The organism is Nitrosospira sp. NRS527, from assembly GCF_018406445.1.
Classification (GTDB): Bacteria; Pseudomonadota; Gammaproteobacteria; order Burkholderiales; family Nitrosomonadaceae; genus Nitrosospira; species Nitrosospira briensis.
Map to the genome: position 1 here is coordinate 2,208,281 of NZ_AP024515.1, position 17,405 is coordinate 2,225,685.

The 17,405-nt window shown below is 51.7% G+C and carries 18 protein-coding genes and 1 tRNA gene; 8 read left to right on the forward strand and 11 right to left on the reverse strand.

The genetic code is table 11. From position 1 onward, the window contains the following. Positions 1-39 precede the first annotated feature (39 nt). Positions 40-1,449 carry a 3-isopropylmalate dehydratase large subunit gene (gene leuC, locus KJS40_RS09915; protein ID WP_213537417.1) on the reverse strand — a complete coding sequence of 470 codons (1,410 nt, stop codon included), beginning with the start codon at positions 1,447-1,449 and terminating at the stop codon, positions 40-42. A gap of 112 nt (positions 1,450-1,561) precedes the next feature. After that, a complete protein-coding gene (locus tag KJS40_RS09920) occupies positions 1,562-2,704 on the reverse strand; it encodes an MFS transporter (RefSeq protein ID WP_213537419.1) in 1,143 nt (380 codons plus the stop codon). Between the two features lie 351 nt (positions 2,705-3,055). Between KJS40_RS09920 and KJS40_RS15355 the strand changes: the two genes are divergently transcribed. After that, entirely contained in the window at positions 3,056-3,286 is a 231-nt protein-coding gene (locus tag KJS40_RS15355; RefSeq protein ID WP_244859533.1) for a hypothetical protein, read from the forward strand. A gap of 226 nt (positions 3,287-3,512) precedes the next feature. Here the strand turns inward: KJS40_RS15355 and KJS40_RS09930 are convergent, their stop codons facing one another. Further along, a complete protein-coding gene (locus tag KJS40_RS09930) occupies positions 3,513-3,989 on the reverse strand; it encodes a PRC-barrel domain-containing protein (RefSeq protein WP_213537423.1) in 477 nt (158 codons plus the stop codon). A 466-nt stretch (positions 3,990-4,455) separates the two neighbouring features. Between KJS40_RS09930 and KJS40_RS09935 the strand changes: the two genes are divergently transcribed. The 5 genes from KJS40_RS09935 (at position 4,456) to KJS40_RS09955 (ending at position 9,295) form a co-directional block, all read left to right on the forward strand. Next, positions 4,456-4,713, forward strand: a complete 258-nt coding sequence (locus tag KJS40_RS09935) for a hypothetical protein (protein WP_213537424.1) — start codon at positions 4,456-4,458, stop codon at positions 4,711-4,713. After that, positions 4,700-5,686: an L-histidine N(alpha)-methyltransferase gene (egtD, locus tag KJS40_RS09940; RefSeq protein WP_213537426.1), complete on the forward strand. Its 987-nt coding sequence runs from the start codon at positions 4,700-4,702 to the stop codon at positions 5,684-5,686. Before KJS40_RS09935 ends, egtD begins: the two co-directional genes overlap by 14 nt. A gap of 176 nt (positions 5,687-5,862) precedes the next feature. After that, on the forward strand, positions 5,863-6,612 hold the full coding sequence (locus KJS40_RS09945; protein WP_213537428.1) for a TerC family protein: 750 nt from the start codon (positions 5,863-5,865) through the stop codon (positions 6,610-6,612). A 184-nt stretch (positions 6,613-6,796) separates the two neighbouring features. Next, positions 6,797-8,683 (forward strand): bifunctional tRNA (5-methylaminomethyl-2-thiouridine)(34)-methyltransferase MnmD/FAD-dependent 5-carboxymethylaminomethyl-2-thiouridine(34) oxidoreductase MnmC, encoded by a 1,887-nt coding sequence (gene mnmC, locus KJS40_RS09950; RefSeq protein WP_213537430.1) that lies wholly within the window; start codon positions 6,797-6,799, stop codon positions 8,681-8,683. Positions 8,684-8,911: 228 nt separating this feature from the next. Continuing rightward, the gene (locus KJS40_RS09955; protein ID WP_025041608.1) at positions 8,912-9,295 is read left to right on the forward strand and encodes a hypothetical protein; all 384 of its coding nucleotides are present in this window, start codon (positions 8,912-8,914) and stop codon (positions 9,293-9,295) included. A 214-nt stretch (positions 9,296-9,509) separates the two neighbouring features. Here KJS40_RS09955 and KJS40_RS09960 read toward each other — a convergent pair whose 3' ends face one another. Then, the gene (locus KJS40_RS09960) at positions 9,510-9,725 is read right to left on the reverse strand and encodes a hypothetical protein (protein ID WP_025041609.1); all 216 of its coding nucleotides are present in this window, start codon (positions 9,723-9,725) and stop codon (positions 9,510-9,512) included. A gap of 397 nt (positions 9,726-10,122) precedes the next feature. Further along, positions 10,123-10,794 carry a PEP-CTERM sorting domain-containing protein gene (locus KJS40_RS09965; protein WP_213537432.1) on the reverse strand — a complete coding sequence of 224 codons (672 nt, stop codon included), beginning with the start codon at positions 10,792-10,794 and terminating at the stop codon, positions 10,123-10,125. A 223-nt stretch (positions 10,795-11,017) separates the two neighbouring features. Between KJS40_RS09965 and KJS40_RS09970 the strand changes: the two genes are divergently transcribed. Further along, positions 11,018-11,173 carry a hypothetical protein gene (locus tag KJS40_RS09970; protein ID WP_213537434.1) on the forward strand — a complete coding sequence of 52 codons (156 nt, stop codon included), beginning with the start codon at positions 11,018-11,020 and terminating at the stop codon, positions 11,171-11,173. 54 nt (positions 11,174-11,227) lie between these two features. Here KJS40_RS09970 and KJS40_RS09975 read toward each other — a convergent pair whose 3' ends face one another. Both KJS40_RS09975 and KJS40_RS09980 read right to left on the reverse strand, forming a co-directional pair. Further along, a complete protein-coding gene (locus tag KJS40_RS09975; protein ID WP_213537436.1) occupies positions 11,228-11,881 on the reverse strand; it encodes a PEP-CTERM sorting domain-containing protein in 654 nt (217 codons plus the stop codon). A 659-nt stretch (positions 11,882-12,540) separates the two neighbouring features. Beyond that, a tRNA-Arg gene (locus KJS40_RS09980) sits at positions 12,541-12,617 on the reverse strand. Positions 12,618-12,958: 341 nt separating this feature from the next. Between KJS40_RS09980 and KJS40_RS09985 the strand changes: the two genes are divergently transcribed. Next, on the forward strand, positions 12,959-13,315 hold the full coding sequence (locus KJS40_RS09985; protein WP_213537438.1) for a DsrE family protein: 357 nt from the start codon (positions 12,959-12,961) through the stop codon (positions 13,313-13,315). Positions 13,316-13,354: 39 nt separating this feature from the next. Here the strand turns inward: KJS40_RS09985 and KJS40_RS09990 are convergent, their stop codons facing one another. The 4 genes from KJS40_RS09990 to KJS40_RS10005 all read right to left on the reverse strand — a co-directional run bounded on the left by KJS40_RS09990 (position 13,355) and on the right by KJS40_RS10005 (position 17,319). Then, complete coding sequence (locus tag KJS40_RS09990) at positions 13,355-14,365, reverse strand: zinc-dependent alcohol dehydrogenase family protein (RefSeq protein ID WP_213537440.1); 1,011 nt, start codon at positions 14,363-14,365, stop codon at positions 13,355-13,357. A 1,040-nt stretch (positions 14,366-15,405) separates the two neighbouring features. Then, on the reverse strand, positions 15,406-15,708 hold the full coding sequence (locus tag KJS40_RS09995) for a HigA family addiction module antitoxin (RefSeq protein WP_213537442.1): 303 nt from the start codon (positions 15,706-15,708) through the stop codon (positions 15,406-15,408). A 26-nt stretch (positions 15,709-15,734) separates the two neighbouring features. Next, on the reverse strand, positions 15,735-16,052 hold the full coding sequence (locus tag KJS40_RS10000; protein ID WP_280520233.1) for a type II toxin-antitoxin system RelE/ParE family toxin: 318 nt from the start codon (positions 16,050-16,052) through the stop codon (positions 15,735-15,737). Between the two features lie 125 nt (positions 16,053-16,177). Further along, positions 16,178-17,319 (reverse strand): IS3 family transposase gene (locus KJS40_RS10005; protein ID WP_213537444.1). Its coding sequence is split into 2 segments (ribosomal slippage): positions 16,178-17,067 and positions 17,067-17,319, totalling 1,143 coding nucleotides; the frame shifts between segments, so codons are not numbered across the junction. Between the last annotated feature and the right edge of the window lie 86 nt (positions 17,320-17,405).

The window sequence follows — 17,405 nt, forward strand, 5'->3', positions numbered from 1 at the left end:
TGTAGTAAAAAAAGAACCCGTTTTTATTGCCCCGGAATTTTAATATATTTCCCGTACATCGACAAAATGTCCCGCTACCGCAGCGGCTGCCGCCATGGCCGGGCTCACCAGATGAGTGCGCCCCCCCGACCCCTGCCTGCCCTCGAAATTGCGATTGGAAGTAGAAGCGCAACGCTCGCCGGATTCAAGCCGGTCGTCGTTCATCGCGAGGCACATCGAGCAACCCGGTTCCCGCCATTCAAAGCCGGCATCAAGAAATATCCGGTCCAGCCCTTCCCGCTCCGCCTGCTGCTTTACCAGGCCTGAACCCGGCACCACCATCGCAAGCTTGATGCTCGCGGCAATACGCCTCCCCTTCACCACTTTCGCTGCAGCCCGCAGATCTTCAATGCGCGCATTTGTGCAGGAACCGATGAATATCTTATCCGGACGAATTTCGCTGATCGGGGTGTTGGGGGCAAGTCCCATATACTTCAGCGCATGCTCCATATCGTGGCGCTTCACGCTATCGGTAATCCGCGAAGGATCAGGCACCTTTCCGTCGATAGCCGCCACCATTTCGGGAGACGTTCCCCAGGTTATCTGCGGCTTGATCTGTGCCGCATCCAGCGATATCGTCTTGTCGAAGCTTGCACCCTCGTCGCTTTTCAGCGTGCGCCAGTAAACCACGGCTCTGTCCCACAAATCACCTTTTGGTGCAAAAGGCCGCCCCCTGAGATAGTCGATAGTAGTATCGTCCACCCCTACCATGCCTGCGCGCGCCCCCGCCTCAATAGCCATGTTGCAAAGCGTCATCCGTGCCTCCATGGAGAGTTCGCGTATGGCGCTGCCGGCGAATTCGATGGCATAGCCCGTGCCACCCGCCGTACCGATCTCACCAATAAGGGCAAGCGCGATATCCTTGGCGGTGATGCCATGACCAAGGTCGCCCTCGATTGCAACCCGCATCGTTTTTGCTTTTTTCAAAAGCAGACACTGTGTCGCGAGCACGTGCTCCACCTCCGAAGTGCCGATACCAAAGGCAAGACAGGCAAATGCACCGTGCGTACTGGTATGCGAATCACCGCATACCACCGTCATGCCGGGCAACGTGGCGCCCTGCTCCGGGCCTATTACGTGAACAATACCCTGGCGCAGGTCATTCATTCTGAATTCGGTGATGCCCAGTTCCTCGCAATTCTGGTCAAGGGTCTCTACCTGGAGACGCGAGATCGGGTCGCTGATGCCGTGGTCACGCCGGGTGGTGGGCACGTTATGATCGGCTACTGCCAGGATCGAATCCAGCCGCCAGGGCTTGCGTCCAGCCAGCTTCAATCCTTCGAATGCCTGCGGGCTGGTGACTTCGTGCACAAGGTGACGGTCGATATAGAGCAAAGTCATGCCATCCGGCTTATCGGATTCCTCATGTACCACATGGCTTTGCCAGAGTTTGTCGTATAGCGTTTGCATTTCTCAGAATTCGGATTTAGGTTTAATCGAACCTCGATTCCGGTGGAATCTGAAATTATCCCATAATGGGACAGCAAGAAACAGTGACATGAGCGTTGCACCTCGTTTTCCGTTACCGCTCAACGTCCATCTTCCACATTACCAATGTCAACCCAAGCAGAACAGCGGCTGCGCTCACGGTAAATGTAAGGCCCGGCCCGAGCGATTCCCAGGCATAGCCGCTGAATATTCCGCCAATCGTGCCACCGATGCCGAATGTAAGGCTGGTGTAGAGCGCTTGGCCCTTGCCTTGATGGCGCCCGCGAAAGAGTCGATGCACGAACATCATGGCCGTGGCGTGGTGAGCACCATAGGTCGCAGCGTGAAGTATTTGCGCCAATAATATGATGGCCGGCCAGTCCACTCCCCAGCCGATCATCAAGAAACGCACTATCGCGCAGCTCAGGCTGAAAACCATGATCTGCTTGAGGCCGAAACGGTGCATCAACTGGGGCATCAGGAAAAAAATGCCTATTTCACAAATTACGCCGATAGCCCACAGCCAACCGACCATGCTCTTACTATAACCGTTTTCCACCAGATAAATGGAATAGAAAGTGTAATAGGGGCCATGCGCAAGCGCCATCAATAAACAGGCACCGAAAAACGCCAGCACTTCCGGACGCTTGAATATTTGTCGAATGGAGTGACTATCGGCAGCATGGACTACTATCTCGCCCTCCGGGATCTGGCGCGAAAAGATGACAATGCCCAGCTTGAATCCGAGCACTGCCCACAATAGTGCAGCAATATTTGTTGAATCAAGCAGATAGCCGACGCTTGTCACCGCAAAAATAAATCCCACTGAACCCCAGACTCGAATACGCCCATACTTTGCGGTGCTCTCACCAAGATAGGAAAGCGTGGTTGCTTCGATCAAGGGCAAAGAGGCACTCCAGAAAAAACTTAGCAGCGCCATGGTTACGAATAGCCACGTAAACGACTCGCCGAAAAAAACCGCGCAATAACTTATCAAGCCTGTAATTGCCGCCGATCGTACGATCAGCAACCGCTTGCCGGTATGATCGGCAAGCCAGCCCCAGGCAGCCGGCGCAAAAATACGCGTCACATGCAAGAGGGACATGAGGATGCCAATCTGAAAAGCACTGAACGAAAGGGATTTCAGGTAGAGGCTCCAGTAAGGAGCAAAAGCACCGATGAAAGCGAAATGGAAGAAATAAAAGCCGGAAAGGCGCCAGTAAGGGATTGGTTGCATCTGGCAGAGTTTAACAGCCTACGACAGGCAACATACTGAACGCCAGGATCCAGGTGATCTGGTAACTATGCGAATAGTTGCCCATATATTAATGGTGTTCGAATTTATTAATGATGGAACTGAAGTAGCTGAAGATGAAGCATTTGTAGCTATATCAGGTTTTTATAGCAGTAGGGTATCTCGACCAGGTACAGTGAGACAGTGAATAAACATTTAATTGCGCATTCAACTGCCGGGGAGGCTGATCATGTGGATACATTGGGCATTGAAGTTCTTTCAGAGATCGCCTCGGACCAAGCGCATCCAACGAAACAAGCAGGTTCTGGATAGGTCAATCGCTGCTGAAACGAATTGCACAAGGACCAGGCACACGCTTACCAGGTCCACACTGCCCTGCCGGATAAATTCATAACGGCATTGGAGCAAGCCATTACCACGACCACGGATTATCTTGCTGAAAACCCAATGAGCATACATGGGGAAGAAGAATTGCAACGCTTCTACTTCGATGCGCTGCATTCAAAAGGTAATGCAAGCTACAGGCCATGTGATTCGTACCCATCTGGATCAAGGCGTCATTAACCTTATTGACGACAGGTTTATACGACCCGAAGTTCTTCGTTTATTACCGGATTAGGGGAAAGTCGAGCGATATAAAACAAAGAGGCAAGATAAACTTGCCTCTTTGACTCCAACTCAAGAAATCAAGCAGTTGCGCGATTCAGCGCCTTCGTCTTTGCCTATTATTTGCGTATGGTCACCATGGTCTCGTTTTTTACATGATCAGTGCCGATCCGCGCCACGGGTATTATTCTTTCGTTGTTTTTTGAGCCGGCGTCGTGTAGTCCTTGGTGGACTTTGTGTCCGCGTAGCTTGTGTCAGTGTATGTCTTTGTTCCATAGTAGGCGTTAATGGTATTCTGCCAGCTCGGATCCGCCATATCGGGCCAGTTGTCCTTATCGAATCCCGGAGCGGAGTCGAGGCGTTTCTTATCCACATCGAGTATGAAACGCTTGTTCTCCGTATCCAGCTTCAACGCACTCCAGGGCACAGCAAAAAGCTTGTCGCCCATACCCATGAATCCGCCAAAAGACAATACCGCGTAAGCGATTTTGCCATTGTTCATATCCAGCATGATTTCCTTTATGTCGCCTAGATCCTCGTCTTTCCGATTGTAGACGTCCTCTCCAATGAGCGTATCGGCACCCATCAACCGAGGTCCGGGACCCTCGTTTTTGCCATCGCTTTTGTACATACCGTAAGTATCACGATCTTCATAACTCATGGTTATCTCCAGTAAAAGTGGTTTAATTCCAGGCTTTCGGTTTCGTTTTGCTTCTTAACGAGAACCTCCCCTGATTTCATTCCTGACCGCTTCGATTAGCTTCAAAAGCGATTCAGACGGGTACAGAATGCGTGAACTCCTAAAACGGGTCAGTGCGGTAACGTACAAAGATAGCCGTTGTCTGACACAGCCATAAATATTCACCAACGGCAATCAGTACTGCCCGCCAGCAACCGCGCCCCTTATGTCTGGCAGCGCACAGAATACATATCGGTGTTTATAGAAAATGCACAGCAGAGTTAACGAGAATTGATGAGAATTCGCATGCGTAACACATTTGCATAAAGAGGTTCACGAGTTCACGAACACTATTCTTCATAAACAATTTTAAGAGAATAGCATCGCTTTTTTGTTTAGCCAGCTTTCAATCCGCATCGATAACGACTTCAAAAAGACGAGATACCCCATGCCTGAAACTTTCAGCCAACACATCGGATCTTCGCTACCACTCATGCGGCCAGGGCGGTATGACGAGGTGCGCAATCAGACCCTGAGGCTTGCTGAAATGCCTACCATAGGTGATCAGACAATCCAGTCCATGCCTGACTCTGGAGCATTTATTTTAACGCCGTCCATGCGTTTAGCTCGCACTGCTCCAGACGCGTCGGCATTTCTCCACACGCCCGGTTTACCGATGATGGGGTGGGCACATGATTGCGCCTGAGCGTTTGAATCGAATCTCGACCCCCACGCTCATGCCGGGTCCGGCTCCGGTAATAGCAGGAGACGTACTCCTGGGCCTCACACGCATGCCTAAGAGGCTGCCCCCGAAGCTGCTCTACGATGCCCAAGGTTCGGCTCTATTTGAAAAAATTACCTGCTTGCCCGAGTATTACCCGACGCGAACGGAAGCCGCCATACTGATGACCCATGCCGACGAAATATGCGGCCGGCTCGGCCAGAACGTGTCCGTCAGTGAACTCGGCGCAGGGACGGCGACCAAGACGCGCATTTTGTTGCGTTCATTGTTGCGACAGCAATGCAGCGTGAATTACTTTCCGCTTGATGTATCCGACGCGGCCCTGCAGTTGGCCAAAGATGAAGTGGAAAGAGAAATGGGCGCAGTGAACGTGCATCCACAAATTGGAGATTTCGAAGACCTCGGGTTTCTGAAACGACAGCCCTCGCCGCGTCTGGTCTTGTATATCGGCTCGAGTATCGGCAATCTGGAACATGGCGAAGCCATTGCGCTGCTCCGAAATGTAGCACAGCACCTATCGAGCGGAGATCAGCTACTGCTTGGGGTAGATCTCGTCAAGGACGCGAATGTCATGCACGCGGCGTATAATGACAGTGCTGGAATAACCGCTTCGTTCAACAAGAATCTTCTCGTGAGAATCAACCGCGAACTTGGCGGCCAATTCGAACCGGATTCTTTTAGCCACGTATCTTTTTGGAACCACAAAGCATCCCGCATCGAATTGCATCTGGAAAGCACACGTCCCCAATCAGTCAGAGTCGACGCGCTGGATACCACGTTGCAGTTCTATCAAGGTGAGCGCATCCATACGGAAAACAGCTATAAGTATACAGTTGAGCGCCTGAAAGACCTGCTCCAGCGCGGCGGCTTCGAGGTGGAACATACCTGGACCGATCCTCATTGCTGGTTCGCGGTAAGCTTGGGCGTGATAATATAAACGGCATTTTTTGGCTGTTTCCCATTAGCGCTGTAATAAGCGCTCCGCAGTATAGCGATCAGCAAAATCAGCGTAATAAACTAGCGATGAACTTCATGATGACACCCAGCAAAAGCCGGGCAGCGAAATAGTGCGCCAATCAAGGCCGGCATTAACCATGACCATGAGGAAAATTGATGTTTGAGTGGGTGACGAGTCCCGAATCGTGGGTAGCATTGTTGACTTTAACTGCGCTGGAAATTGTTTTAGGCATAGACAACATTATTTTCATTTCGATTCTTGTCGGTCGTCTTCCTGAAGCTCAGCGTAATTTCGCAAGAAGAATGGGGCTTGGCCTGGCAATGCTTACCCGTCTTGGCTTACTGTTTTCCATTACATGGGTAATGGGTTTGACCGAACCGTGGTTTACCGTACTTGGCAATTCGGTTTCCGGTCGGGATATCGTGCTGATCGGGGGTGGGATGTTCCTGCTGTTCAAAGCGACGCATGAAATCCATAACAGCCTCGAGGGCGCGGGGGATAACGCCAAAAACATCGCCGTTACCAGCATGGGCATGGTGCTGATACAGATTGCCATCCTGGACATTGTATTTTCGCTGGATTCGGTCATTACCGCTGTCGGGCTGGTGGAACATATCACATTGATGGCCATTGCCATCATTCTGGCAGTGCTGGTAATGTTGATGGCGGCAAAGCCCATCGGTGATTTTGTGGAGGATCACCCGACCATCAAGATTCTTGCTCTTTCGTTCTTGATACTGGTAGGGATGACGCTCATCGTCGAAGGTTTCGATGTCCATATCCCGAAGGGTTATATTTATTTCGCGATGGCATTTTCGGTCGGTGTGGAATTTCTCAACCTTCGAATGCGTAAAAAAACTGCGGAGACGATAAAATTGCACAGGCAGATAGATAACATCGAGTGATTGCCGAGTCTGGTATGTAAGTACCGCGTATCGTTTGATCCCTATATTTTCTGCGTTTCCGTTTATGCCATCTGTTGATGTGATAACTGACCTGGCCAAATCATGTTGAATCCGGCTAATCATTCCCTTCAGCGCAATCCATTCAAGCTCGCAGCTTGAACGCATATTTAAACCCCTCCCGCTGATGCTCGATTGGCAGAACGGCCAACCGTTTTCTTCCCGCTTCGGCGACATCTATTTCTCAAGAGATTCCGGCGTGGCGGAAAAACGCCACGTTTTTCTGGAAGGCAACCGCTTGGCTGAGCGTTTTGCATCATTGCCAAGCGGGGATGGATTTGCCGTCGGCGAAACAGGGTTCGGCACGGGATTGAGTTTTTTATGCACGTGGCAGCTATTCGATGAAATTATCCCATTCCCATCCAGATGCAGCCTGGATTTTTTCAGCGTCGAAAAATATCCGCTCACTGAGCGGGAACTGAACGACGCATTGGCACAATGGCCGGCGCTGCAAGGGTATGCCAACGAACTCATCAAGCGCTGGCGGCGCCGCGTGCCTGGCTGGAATCGATGGAGCTTCGGCGAAGGGCAGGTACGCCTCACGCTGGTAGTGGACGACGTCGCCAAGGCGCTGCCTGAAATCTGCGGCGGGATCGACGCATGGTTTCTCGATGGCTTTTCACCCGCCCGTAATCCCGAAATGTGGACTCAGCAGGTATTCCAGGGCATCGTGCAGGCCTCCCGGCCAGGTGCGACGTTTGCCACCTATACCTGCGCCGGCCACGTACGGCGCGGCCTGGAGCAAGCCGGGTTCCAGGTAAGCAAATCGCCCGGCTTCGGCCTGAAACGTGAAATGCTGCAGGGCCGCCTTCCTGGGTCGCCCCCTGCTCGATCCATTCCGGCAACAGCCATTGTCATCGGCGGGGGTGTGGCCGGTTGTGCCGCTGCTTCAGCGCTGGCGATGCGCGGCGTCTCCGTTAAGCTGATCGAGCGATCGCCAGCGCTGGCCACAGGGGCATCGGGCAACCCCAGCGGCATACTGCACACCCGTCTGGCCGCCGGTATGAACTCGCTGCAACGCTTCGTCCTGGCCTCCTATGGGCATGCTCTCGCCCTGCTCGATGAAAAACTGCCCATAGATGGCATCGTCCGGGCCGAATGCGGAGAGCTGCAACTGGCATTTTCAGCGGAAGAAGCGAAACGTGTCGATAAACTGGCGGCACTCGATTGGCCGCCACATGTATTGCGGCGCGTAGATGCGGCTGAAGCATCCATGCTGGCAGGCATCGAACTGGCATGTGGAGGGCTGTGGTTCCCCGCTGGAGGCTGGGTAGTTCCACCGCGGATGTGCGCGGCATTGGCGTCGAACCCAGCCATCGCTCACTTCACCGCCCATCGCGTCGAATCATTGACAGCGGTGGATGCCGGCTGGCGTGTGGAGGGGAAGAACCAGCGTGAACAGGCCTGGTGCCATGAGGCTCAGCTAGTGGTCGTTTGCACTGGATATGAGGTGAAATCGTTCGCCCCGTTGTCAAGCTTGCCGCTGACACCGGTACGGGGGCAAATCACTGTATTGCCCGCGACATCGCATAGCCGTAATCTGCGAACCATCGTTTGTACCGGCGGCTATCTGCTCCCCTCAATTGCAGGCGTACATATGATGGGTGCGACGCACAGCTTCAATGATGAAGCAGTTGATTTGCGCATAGCCGACCATGCCAAAAATTTATCCCGATTGACAGAAATATCCGCAGGATTAGCCAGATCGATGAATACGGATTCGTTGGACATTAGACAGCTTGACGGCCGTGCATCGGTAAGAGCCTCTCTCCCCGGCGCAATGCCGCTGGTGGGAAAATTGTCGCCTGGGCTATATACCAGCCTGGGCCATGGGACTCGCGGCCTGATCAGCGCAGGACTTTCCGCCGAATTGATCGCGTCGGCATCCTGTGAACAGTTGCTGCCCCTGCCATTGGCTGTGGTTAATGCTCTTTCTCCTGTCGCAAAGCGTGCAAGGGAGGCTTCAAGCTATAGGGTCAGCCCAGCGATCGGGATAGGCTCACCGGGAATCTGAATAATCTACGTTGGGCTTGCGGCTGGCGACAGCGTGAGGTGTACTTTGGTCCAATGGGCAACGTACCTTAAAACCCGTAAGATACGCATATCTCTCCCGGACAGCTTCACTTGTATGGCATTTGGACAGTTCCGCCTGAATTTACACTAGGAACCATGATCCGATCTCAGCTATTCTGCCCGATCTGCGACGGGAGAGCAGTACTAACCCCGCTTACAGAGGAGCCTTATGAAAGCTAAACCCAAGCGTGAATCGCCGCAAGCCGCACAAACCCTTCAGGCAGCACAACCGCTTATACCAATCAGTTACTGGACGAGCGCCGCCATTGGCATTACAGCCTACGTATTTGAAGAGTCCGAAGCCGCCATACGCCAGTCCGGCCTGGTGCCTGAATGGGTGAGTTATCCGGCAGAACGCGCAGGCAACGGAATTGCTGTACCGGCACATCATCTTTTCCCCAATTACCTGAAGCTTCTGAGGCTGGAAAGCGGGCAATTACGCCTCATAATCGACGTCCGCGCCGTACTGAAAAAAGATATGAGCTTCCAATGCTTTCTTGGAGGCTTGCTGGCAGATACCAACCTTACTTTAGTCAAGAAAGAATCTGCATGAGCCGGACACAACTATAAATTAAATACGCATTCGAGTTAATTCAAGCGCTTGAAAAAAGGGGTCAGGCTTTTGCCTGACCCCTTTTGATTTGAAGACCCAGCAGATTCGAACCTACGATCCGCGATTTATGGCCAGCGAGCATCCGCTGTCTTGCCTTTCAATTATCTATACTGACTCAACAACCACCAGCTAAAGCCGGTAATTGTTGAGTTGTTCATTCTTTTAACGTCATCCTGATTCTCGCCTGCGCGTCCGCCTTATTAAGGGCCGAAATCTGCCGCCCGAACGCATCGCGAGTCTTTCTGTCCGCCTGGGCGCTCTTGATGCTGCGCTCGCAGCGCCATCGCTTGCCCGTCTTCGTAACGACCAATCGCATTTCGCTGCGGTCATGGGGAATGTGGCAGTGGTAGCAATAAATGGATGTAGGCATGGTTGAATATGAAAGGTTATTGGAAGTTCCGCGCTAAGGGTGCCCACCGCTAGCTCAAAAAAATCAGGGATTAGGCGAATGCCTAATCCCTTGTTTATGGCTCTTGGGATTCAGACCACGAACACCTTGGTTCGCACCCAGCTCGACTGCTATATAATGCCATTATATATCAATAACTTATATAATAGCAAATATGCTATGGATTTTCCGGTGATACATGTATAAGCCATTGATATTTAAATATTCCCATTCCGAGTTCTGTGTCCTTTTTCCTGATCCTCCTCCCCTTATTCCTCGATTGCCTCCCGCTATGCTTCGGCGAAACCAAAATTTCGTTTTTCCTACCTGGGATCATATATTCGTTTTGGGAAAATGATCGGATGTACTGCGGGAACGTTCATCGCCACGCCATCCGCCGGCGAGTCATTACGATACCCAATAAACCAATGCCAAAGAGCGAGAAGGTAGCAGGCTCGGGCACAACCGTAGCGGGCAACTCCGGTAAGGACGGAATGAGGGTTGCCTGATTGATGAGTCCAGCGTCTCCAATCATCACATATCCCGAGGCGACAAGATCCGAAGAGGAATTATTTTTTAACCAGCTTATAGTCCAAGCTGAACCTTTCATGCTGAATTCATAGATTTTCTCATTGACGATAAAGCCTTCCACGAGAGAAAAACCGTTGAATACCCCATCCATGAACTGTATGGACGGACTGCCTGTTACGTTTATATCACCAAATTCAAATCCCAGCGGTTTGCTTCCCAATACAATGTTGAAGATATCGTGGTTCGAGACACCGGTGATCGATGCAAGCGCGATGTTAACGATACCGGTGCCGCTTGCTGGTATAAGGCTTTTATCGAACAATACCTGGCCACCCACGCTGCCTGCCGCACAGCCGTTGCATGTGCTGGTTTGTTGAAAACCCAGGCTATTACCTAAACCGGTCACAGTGGAAACCCCGCCCGAGAAATCGGCTATCGTATAGATGGGCGCCGCCCGAGCAGGCGATATGGTTATCAAAAGAATTCCGAAAACAGCAGCGACGCTGGCCAATCTGTTCATTTTTTCTTCCGTGGATTATTAAATCGGTAAACCAGGGCTCATCATACAGACCTCATGTCGGATAACTATTGGACTGAAGTACAGGTGGCGCAGCAGGAAAGTTTCAACCCGTTGTCAGTCAGGATAAATGTCGTGTTCCTTCTCTCATACCCTGTACTCCTGGCGCCCATTTGCGGACCATTTTTCCCTTGGCAAGATAGAGTTCGATTCTCATGGACGGCATATGACAATCCGCAGAGCCACAAAGTGGCTGCTGATAATCGTACTGCAAGAAGGGCAATTCAGTCAGATCGAAGGCCAACTTGAAAGCATCAAACCCGCCGAAGCGGGTCTGTATGCGACTATCCTGCAAAGTGCAGGGTTATATCTTGAGTTGTAACAATCCATGCACTGCGAACCAGTGCCGGGAGCTCAACGACAGCGGGGATACCGACTAAACGTTGTGCTTCATGTTTCTGCGTCGTACCATAGTACCCATCAGCCCAAGCCCTGCAAGCAGCATGGCGTAGGTTTCCGGTTCAGGAACCGGGCTAACCGTCGGCGTCTGGGTAATGGTAAAGGTGTAAGTGTTGCCAGTACCCGGGTCGAACGGTTTCAGGCTGAAGCTCGCATTCGCTGTCTCTCCTACCGCCAGGGTTCCGGTAAAGTTAAGGTCGCGTGGCCCACTCGAATTGAAGGGAGAGGGTTGATTCACGGAAGGTGAGTCGAGCGTGAAACCACCCAGGGTTGATGAGTTAAAGCTGGTGAAAACCACGCCGTTTCCTGGGATATTCGTGGGTTGCGCAATGCTGAGGTGGAAGTCGCTAAAAACAGTTGACGTATTGTTGGTGATTGACTCGATAATGTTATAAGAACCGCCATTGCCAACAGAGTGAGCAACGGTGAAGGTCAACGTAATCGGATTGACGCCATCAAATACTTTGGAAAAATCAAGGCCTTTGTCATCGATGGAACTGGCAAGGAAGGAAAAGGAACCCAAGCCAGATCCGCTCGCGGTGATGTCAGTTATGACAGCAGATGCGGAGGCAGTGGAAATTGATCCACCAAAGATCAGGGCCGCGATAACTGATTTTGTTCGTATGTTCATTTGCTTCTCCATGAAGAATTAAGACAATCACCCTCCCGGGCGAACCCAGGGTACGTTCCTGATTCCCTCGGATCAGTTGCAGTAATTCTGCGCTTTAATCAAAGAATTAAAATAGCCCGACTGGTTTTGGCATATAGCTCTGTTGAGCTACGCCGAGTGTTCTGCCATCGATATTCTTTATGGAATAAAGTTGCACGCAGCTCTGCTGGAGAACTACTGGGCGCGGTAGTGGAGATAAAGAGCGAATAGCATTGGGCTTCTGGATATTGCCGTGGAGATTTGCCACGAACGGAATGGCAAAGATAAAAAAACAGGCTGACGAACTGGATGTAATCGTTGATCTGGATTATTGACACACCTGTTGACGGAAGAAGAACGGTGCAGGGCGGAAACGCAATTGGGAGTATTTGCTCGAAGCGGCGCTGCGTGAGGGAGAGCCTATCGAGGCAGATGAACAGCTTTGGAAAGATAGGATGCTGAAGCTATGGCAAGGATCGAAGCACGAAAAAGAATCTCGACCTGGGCTCGAATCAGGGATCTATGGATTTAACAGTTCTTAAACTATAGTCAAAACGCTAATCCAGCAATTTCTTGGTTTACTCATGGAAATACAAAGAAAAAATGGGTTAGAGCAGCGTGGCTCTAACCCATTGATTTTATGGCGCGCCCGGCAGGATTCGAACCCACGACCCCTTGGTTCGTAGCCAAGTACTCTATCCAACTGAGCTACGGGCGCTGAAGCTGATCATTTGCGCGGAAGATTGGCGATTCGCGTCGCCATATTTACATTTCCGTGCGTGAACTGATTTATTATACCAGAGCGGTATACCCTCAGGTCAAAGCTATTTTTTACTGACCCCGAGTTTGATGGGTCGCAAACCCATTCGGAGTTGGCACCTGAAACACTCGGGGCTTATATAAGCTAAATACAGCAGCAATCAAGCGATAGCCGATAACAAATACGCCAGTATCTTCTTTAACGGTATGTTTTGCCTGATCACGCTCGTGCTAAAGTATCGGAACGAATGCTGCCTGACCCCAAGGTTTTTGAACCGCTACGAATAAAAGGATATCTTTATGCAATTCATCATCTCTGGAAGTCACGGAACCGACGATCCGACCATGGCAAGCCTGCCTTTCATGGCAGCAAAAGCCGCACGTGAGCAAGGACATGACGTCATTCTATTTCTGTGGAATGAGGCAGTAACGCTGGCGCGCCCTGGGATCGGCGATCACATAACGGGCGTAAATTTGCCGCCGCTAAAAGATACTTTAGCGGCTATACAAACGGCAGGCATTCCCATCTGGGTGTGCGGTGCTTGCGCTGTCGCGCGAAAGATTGGTGAGCCCGATCTTGTATCCGGCGCGCTGATCAAAAACATGGGAGACTATATCAAGGCCGTGGCCGAGCGTGATAAGTGTGTCACTTTCTGATGTTGTAAGCCGGACGGCAACGCAACTCATCTGATGGACCTAAAATTCGGGAATGAGCACCGCCGCACCGGTTAGCTTTCCTTCACGCAGCCTCGTTAATGCTGTATTCGCCTGGCTAAGCGGCAACGATTCCGTACTTACCCTGATTGGCACTTCTGGCGCCAACGCCAGAAACTCTTCGGCATCCCTGCGGGTAAGATTGGCGACCGAGACCAGACGCTTTTCACGCCATAGAATATCGTAGGGAAAACTGGGGATGTCGCTCATATGGATGCCCCCGCATACGACAATTCCACCCGGACGAACCGCTCGCAATGCGGCAGGCACCAGCGCGCCTACCGGTGCAAAAATGATAGCCGCATCGAGCGCTTCGGGCGGCATCATGTCCGAGCTGCCTGCCCACGCAGCACCCATCCTCCCGGCGAAATCCTGAGCCACAATATCCCCAGGACGTGTGAATGCAAACAATTTCCGTCGCTGATGAACCAGAATCTGGGCCACGATATGGGCCGCGGCGCCAAATCCATAAATTCCGACCCGTTCCGCATCTTCAGTCATCCTGAGCGCGCGGTAGCCGATTAGTCCGGCACACATCAGGGGCGCCGCTTCGACATCGCTATAAGTACCGGGTATGCGAAAACAATAGCGCGCATCGGCGACAGTATATTCAGCATACCCGCCATCGATCTGATAACCCGTGAATTTGGCGGTAGTACATAAATTCTCCTGCCCGCTGCGGCAATACCGGCACTGGCCGCAGGTCCATCCTAGCCAGGGGACGCCGATCCGTTCGCCGATAGAAAAACTACGGACATTTGCTCCGCAAGCTACCACTCGACCGATAATTTCATGGCCCGGAATAATGGGGAGCTTTGGATCGGGCAATTCGCCGTCGACCACATGTAAATCAGTGCGGCAAACAGCGCAGGCTGCAATCTTGACAAGCAGCTCATCAGGACTTGGGTGTGGGCGAGGCAAGTAGCGCATCTGAACCGGTTGCCCCGGCCCCTCCAGAACCATTGCACGCATGGAATCGTTTAGCGTGGACATGTCAATATCAACTATCAATACCAAATATCGATTGATGAACCTCCGTCGAGCCGCTCCATTACTGACCCACTCAAGCTTCTTCGGTCGGCGGTACGAGCACGTGACCGGCAAAAACCTGCGCTGGAATAGTCTCTCAGCACCGCGGCACAATTACTCATACTATTCTTCCCTCTAATGTCGGGAGCGAGGATACAACGTGGGGCTCCATTTTTTAGACTAGCAGCAAAAAAGATGGTTAACAAGAATAAAGCAGTTGCAGGTACTACTGCGACGATTGAGTTGTAAGTTGTATATACAGATGAGGTGACGATCCAACTCATGGACAATCATTAGAAATATGCCCACACAGACGCAACCGCTAGTGGTGATAGATGGAGGGCTAGTGGTGATAGATGGAGGTAATGGCGATGTAAATCTTGCCCGCGCCGGTCGCATCTGAATCAGAGCGCGGGGACGACCGACCTTGAACGAGGCCTTCAGGTTGTTGATGGCGATTTCCTGGCAATCGCGCGGGCGCAGTTCCTTGGCGGGAAGATGGCCTGGATTGAGCGGCGAAATATGTGGAAGGCGCTCGCGCAGACTGGCGCCTTGAGCCAGCTATCTATTGAGCGTGTCAGGGGGTGAAACAGAAAATCTCGCGCGAACGCGGCTTGGGGTCGCACGCATCGGTGAAGCGGGTGACGACACCGATGCTTTCGCAAAGAAAGGGCAGAGGCGCTTTATTGTTGACCCACTTCAGTCTGACACCCTCGCCCGCCGGTATCAGCGATCGGAGAATCTTCGGCAAACCGTGAAAATGAGCGCATGCCTATAACTGGCGGAGACGGAGTGCGAAACTTCGAACCGCATTCTGGAAATTCCAGAGGAATGGAACGACTATCTCAAGAGTAACGTTTCGTATTATCAGGAGCCGTTACCATGAGCGGTTTCACCAATATTCCATCAGCAACGTAGGCATTCTCGACTGCTGCCGCACCCCCCTTAAAAACAAAAGAATCGCAAAAAGAGAACGGTTGCCAGTTAAGAATAAGCACTGAGCATCAAATATGTACTTCTTCGTGGGGTTTCCACGGATTGATTTTCTGGATTTTTTTACCCAGCTCAATTTTCGCTTTATCAAGCTCATAGGTTTTTTGCAGGTTCAACCACAGTTCCGGGCCGGTGCCAAAGAACCGTCCTAACCGTAGCGCTGTATCTGCTGTCAAGTCGCGTTTTCCATGAATAAGCTGCGAGATACGGTTTGGAGGCACATCGATTTGCCGCGCAAGCTCTGTTCGCGTCATACCGATTTCTTCCAATTCATCAGCAAGAAATTCGCCAGGGTGAATAGCTTCTCTCGTCATGTTCTGTTACCTTTCTCTATATCTACTTAGTGATAATCCACGATTTCCACATCATTCGCACCTTCGTTCCACGTAAAACATACACGCCATTGTTGATTGACGCGGATGCTGTATTGTCCCGCTCTATCACCGGATAAGCGCTCAAAGCGGTTACTGGGTAAAGCAGCCAACGCTTCAAGTGTATCGGCAGCATCCAGTATTCTAAGGCGCTTCTCCGCTTGGCGTTTAAAGCCGGAAAACGCCGCAATATGCTGGCCTTCAAAGAGGCGCTCTGTTTTTCGGCATTTAAAGCTCTTTATCATTCTTAATCCTAGCACAGATTGACGCTGAACGTCAATCGTCAATATATTGAATAAAGTAGCTAAAATGAAAACGATAATAGTTAAGGCCGATCTCCCGAACTGACGTGCTCCCCATAAACGGTGCCATTTAGAATCTAGTAAAGTTCGTTTTTGACCTGACCCCGAAATCAGTACCGGTCTAAAGTGGAAATTTCCGACTCAGTAGGCCTGCCGGGCAAGGCATTTTCCTTTGCCTGGCGGGCGAATTCAGCGGGTGTTGCCCACTGTAATGCAGAGTGGGGGCGCGTCTCATTATAGTACTGCCGCCACTCGTCAATCTTGCGCTTGGCGTCTTCTAAAGACAAGAACCAATGCGCATTGAGGCACTCCTGCCGCAATCGTCCGTTGAAGCTTTCCACCTTGGCATTGTCGGTCGGCTTGCCGGGACGGCTGAAGTCGAGTTCGATGCCGCGCTCATAGGCCCACTTATCCATGACCTTGGAAATGAATTCGCTGCCATTGTCGACTTTGATAATGTTGGGCAACCCCCGCCTCGTTGCAATGCGGTTGAGCGTGTTCACGACATCTTCTCCTTTCAGGCTCTGGCCTACCTCGATGGCCAGACTCTCTCTCGTATAGTTATCCACTACAGTCAGTGCTCGCAGCCGCCTGCCATCGAACAACGCATCTGCGACGAAATCCATGCTCCAGATCTGATTAATGGCAGTAACGTGGTGCTTGGGCTGGCGCAGCCGCGCAGATTTGTTACGTTTCGGACGCTTGAGCCGTAATGACAGCCCTTCCTCCCGGTAGAGTCGGTAAACACGCTTGTGATTATCCCTAAAGCCTTCCCGCTGTAACAGGACATGCACGCGCCGGTAACCGTAGTGCACGCGGGCGGCGGCAATTTCCTTGATGCGCATGAGCAGCAATGATGAATCACGGGCGCGAGACTTGTAGACGTACACCGTGCGCGACAGCTTGAGCAATGCGCAGGTCTGCCTCAAGCTGGCGCGGTAACGGTTGCGCAATTCATCAATCAGGATGCGCTTGCAGGAAGGCTTCAGAGCTTTTTTGACAACACATCCTGCAACATGGCCTTGTCCAGGCTCAAGTCCGCGACCAGCCGCTTGAGCTTGGTATTTTCTTCTTCCAGTTGCTTCAGCCGTCTCAGCTCGGACGGCCCCAGCCCACCGTACTTCTTCTTCCAGTTATAAAACGTCGCATCACTGATGCCCATCTTCCTGCAGACTTCTTCAACCGGCGTGCCAAGCTCTGCCTGCTTCAGGGCAAACGCGATCTGCTGCTCCGTATACTTGCTTCTCTTCACGTCATGACTCCTTTCATCAAGGTTAAAATCATGCCGGAAATTCTACTTTTAATCGGTACTGTTTATTGGGGTAGGGTCATTTTTCG

Bases quoted from the DNA above. Each gene is read 5' to 3' on its own strand.
- KJS40_RS09960 (WP_025041609.1), bottom strand. From the start codon at position 9,725: ATGCCTACATCCATTTATTGCTACCACTGCCACATTCCCCATGACCGC.
- KJS40_RS09970 (WP_213537434.1), top strand. From the start codon at position 11,018: ATGACAATCCGCAGAGCCACAAAGTGGCTGCTGATAATCGTACTGCAA.
- KJS40_RS09935 (WP_213537424.1), top strand. From the start codon at position 4,456: ATGCCTGAAACTTTCAGCCAACACATCGGATCTTCGCTACCACTCATG.
- egtD (WP_213537426.1), top strand. From the start codon at position 4,700: ATGATTGCGCCTGAGCGTTTGAATCGAATCTCGACCCCCACGCTCATG.
- KJS40_RS09975 (WP_213537436.1), bottom strand. From the start codon at position 11,881: ATGAACATACGAACAAAATCAGTTATCGCGGCCCTGATCTTTGGTGGA.
- KJS40_RS09955 (WP_025041608.1), top strand. From the start codon at position 8,912: ATGAAAGCTAAACCCAAGCGTGAATCGCCGCAAGCCGCACAAACCCTT.
- KJS40_RS09920 (WP_213537419.1), bottom strand. From the start codon at position 2,704: ATGCAACCAATCCCTTACTGGCGCCTTTCCGGCTTTTATTTCTTCCAT.
- KJS40_RS09965 (WP_213537432.1), bottom strand. From the start codon at position 10,794: ATGAACAGATTGGCCAGCGTCGCTGCTGTTTTCGGAATTCTTTTGATA.
- leuC (WP_213537417.1), bottom strand. From the start codon at position 1,449: ATGCAAACGCTATACGACAAACTCTGGCAAAGCCATGTGGTACATGAG.
- KJS40_RS09930 (WP_213537423.1), bottom strand. From the start codon at position 3,989: ATGAGTTATGAAGATCGTGATACTTACGGTATGTACAAAAGCGATGGC.
- KJS40_RS09985 (WP_213537438.1), top strand. From the start codon at position 12,959: ATGCAATTCATCATCTCTGGAAGTCACGGAACCGACGATCCGACCATG.
- KJS40_RS09990 (WP_213537440.1), bottom strand. From the start codon at position 14,365: ATGTCCACGCTAAACGATTCCATGCGTGCAATGGTTCTGGAGGGGCCG.
- mnmC (WP_213537430.1), top strand. From the start codon at position 6,797: ATGCTCGATTGGCAGAACGGCCAACCGTTTTCTTCCCGCTTCGGCGAC.
- KJS40_RS09945 (WP_213537428.1), top strand. From the start codon at position 5,863: ATGTTTGAGTGGGTGACGAGTCCCGAATCGTGGGTAGCATTGTTGACT.
- KJS40_RS09995 (WP_213537442.1), bottom strand. From the start codon at position 15,708: ATGACGAGAGAAGCTATTCACCCTGGCGAATTTCTTGCTGATGAATTG.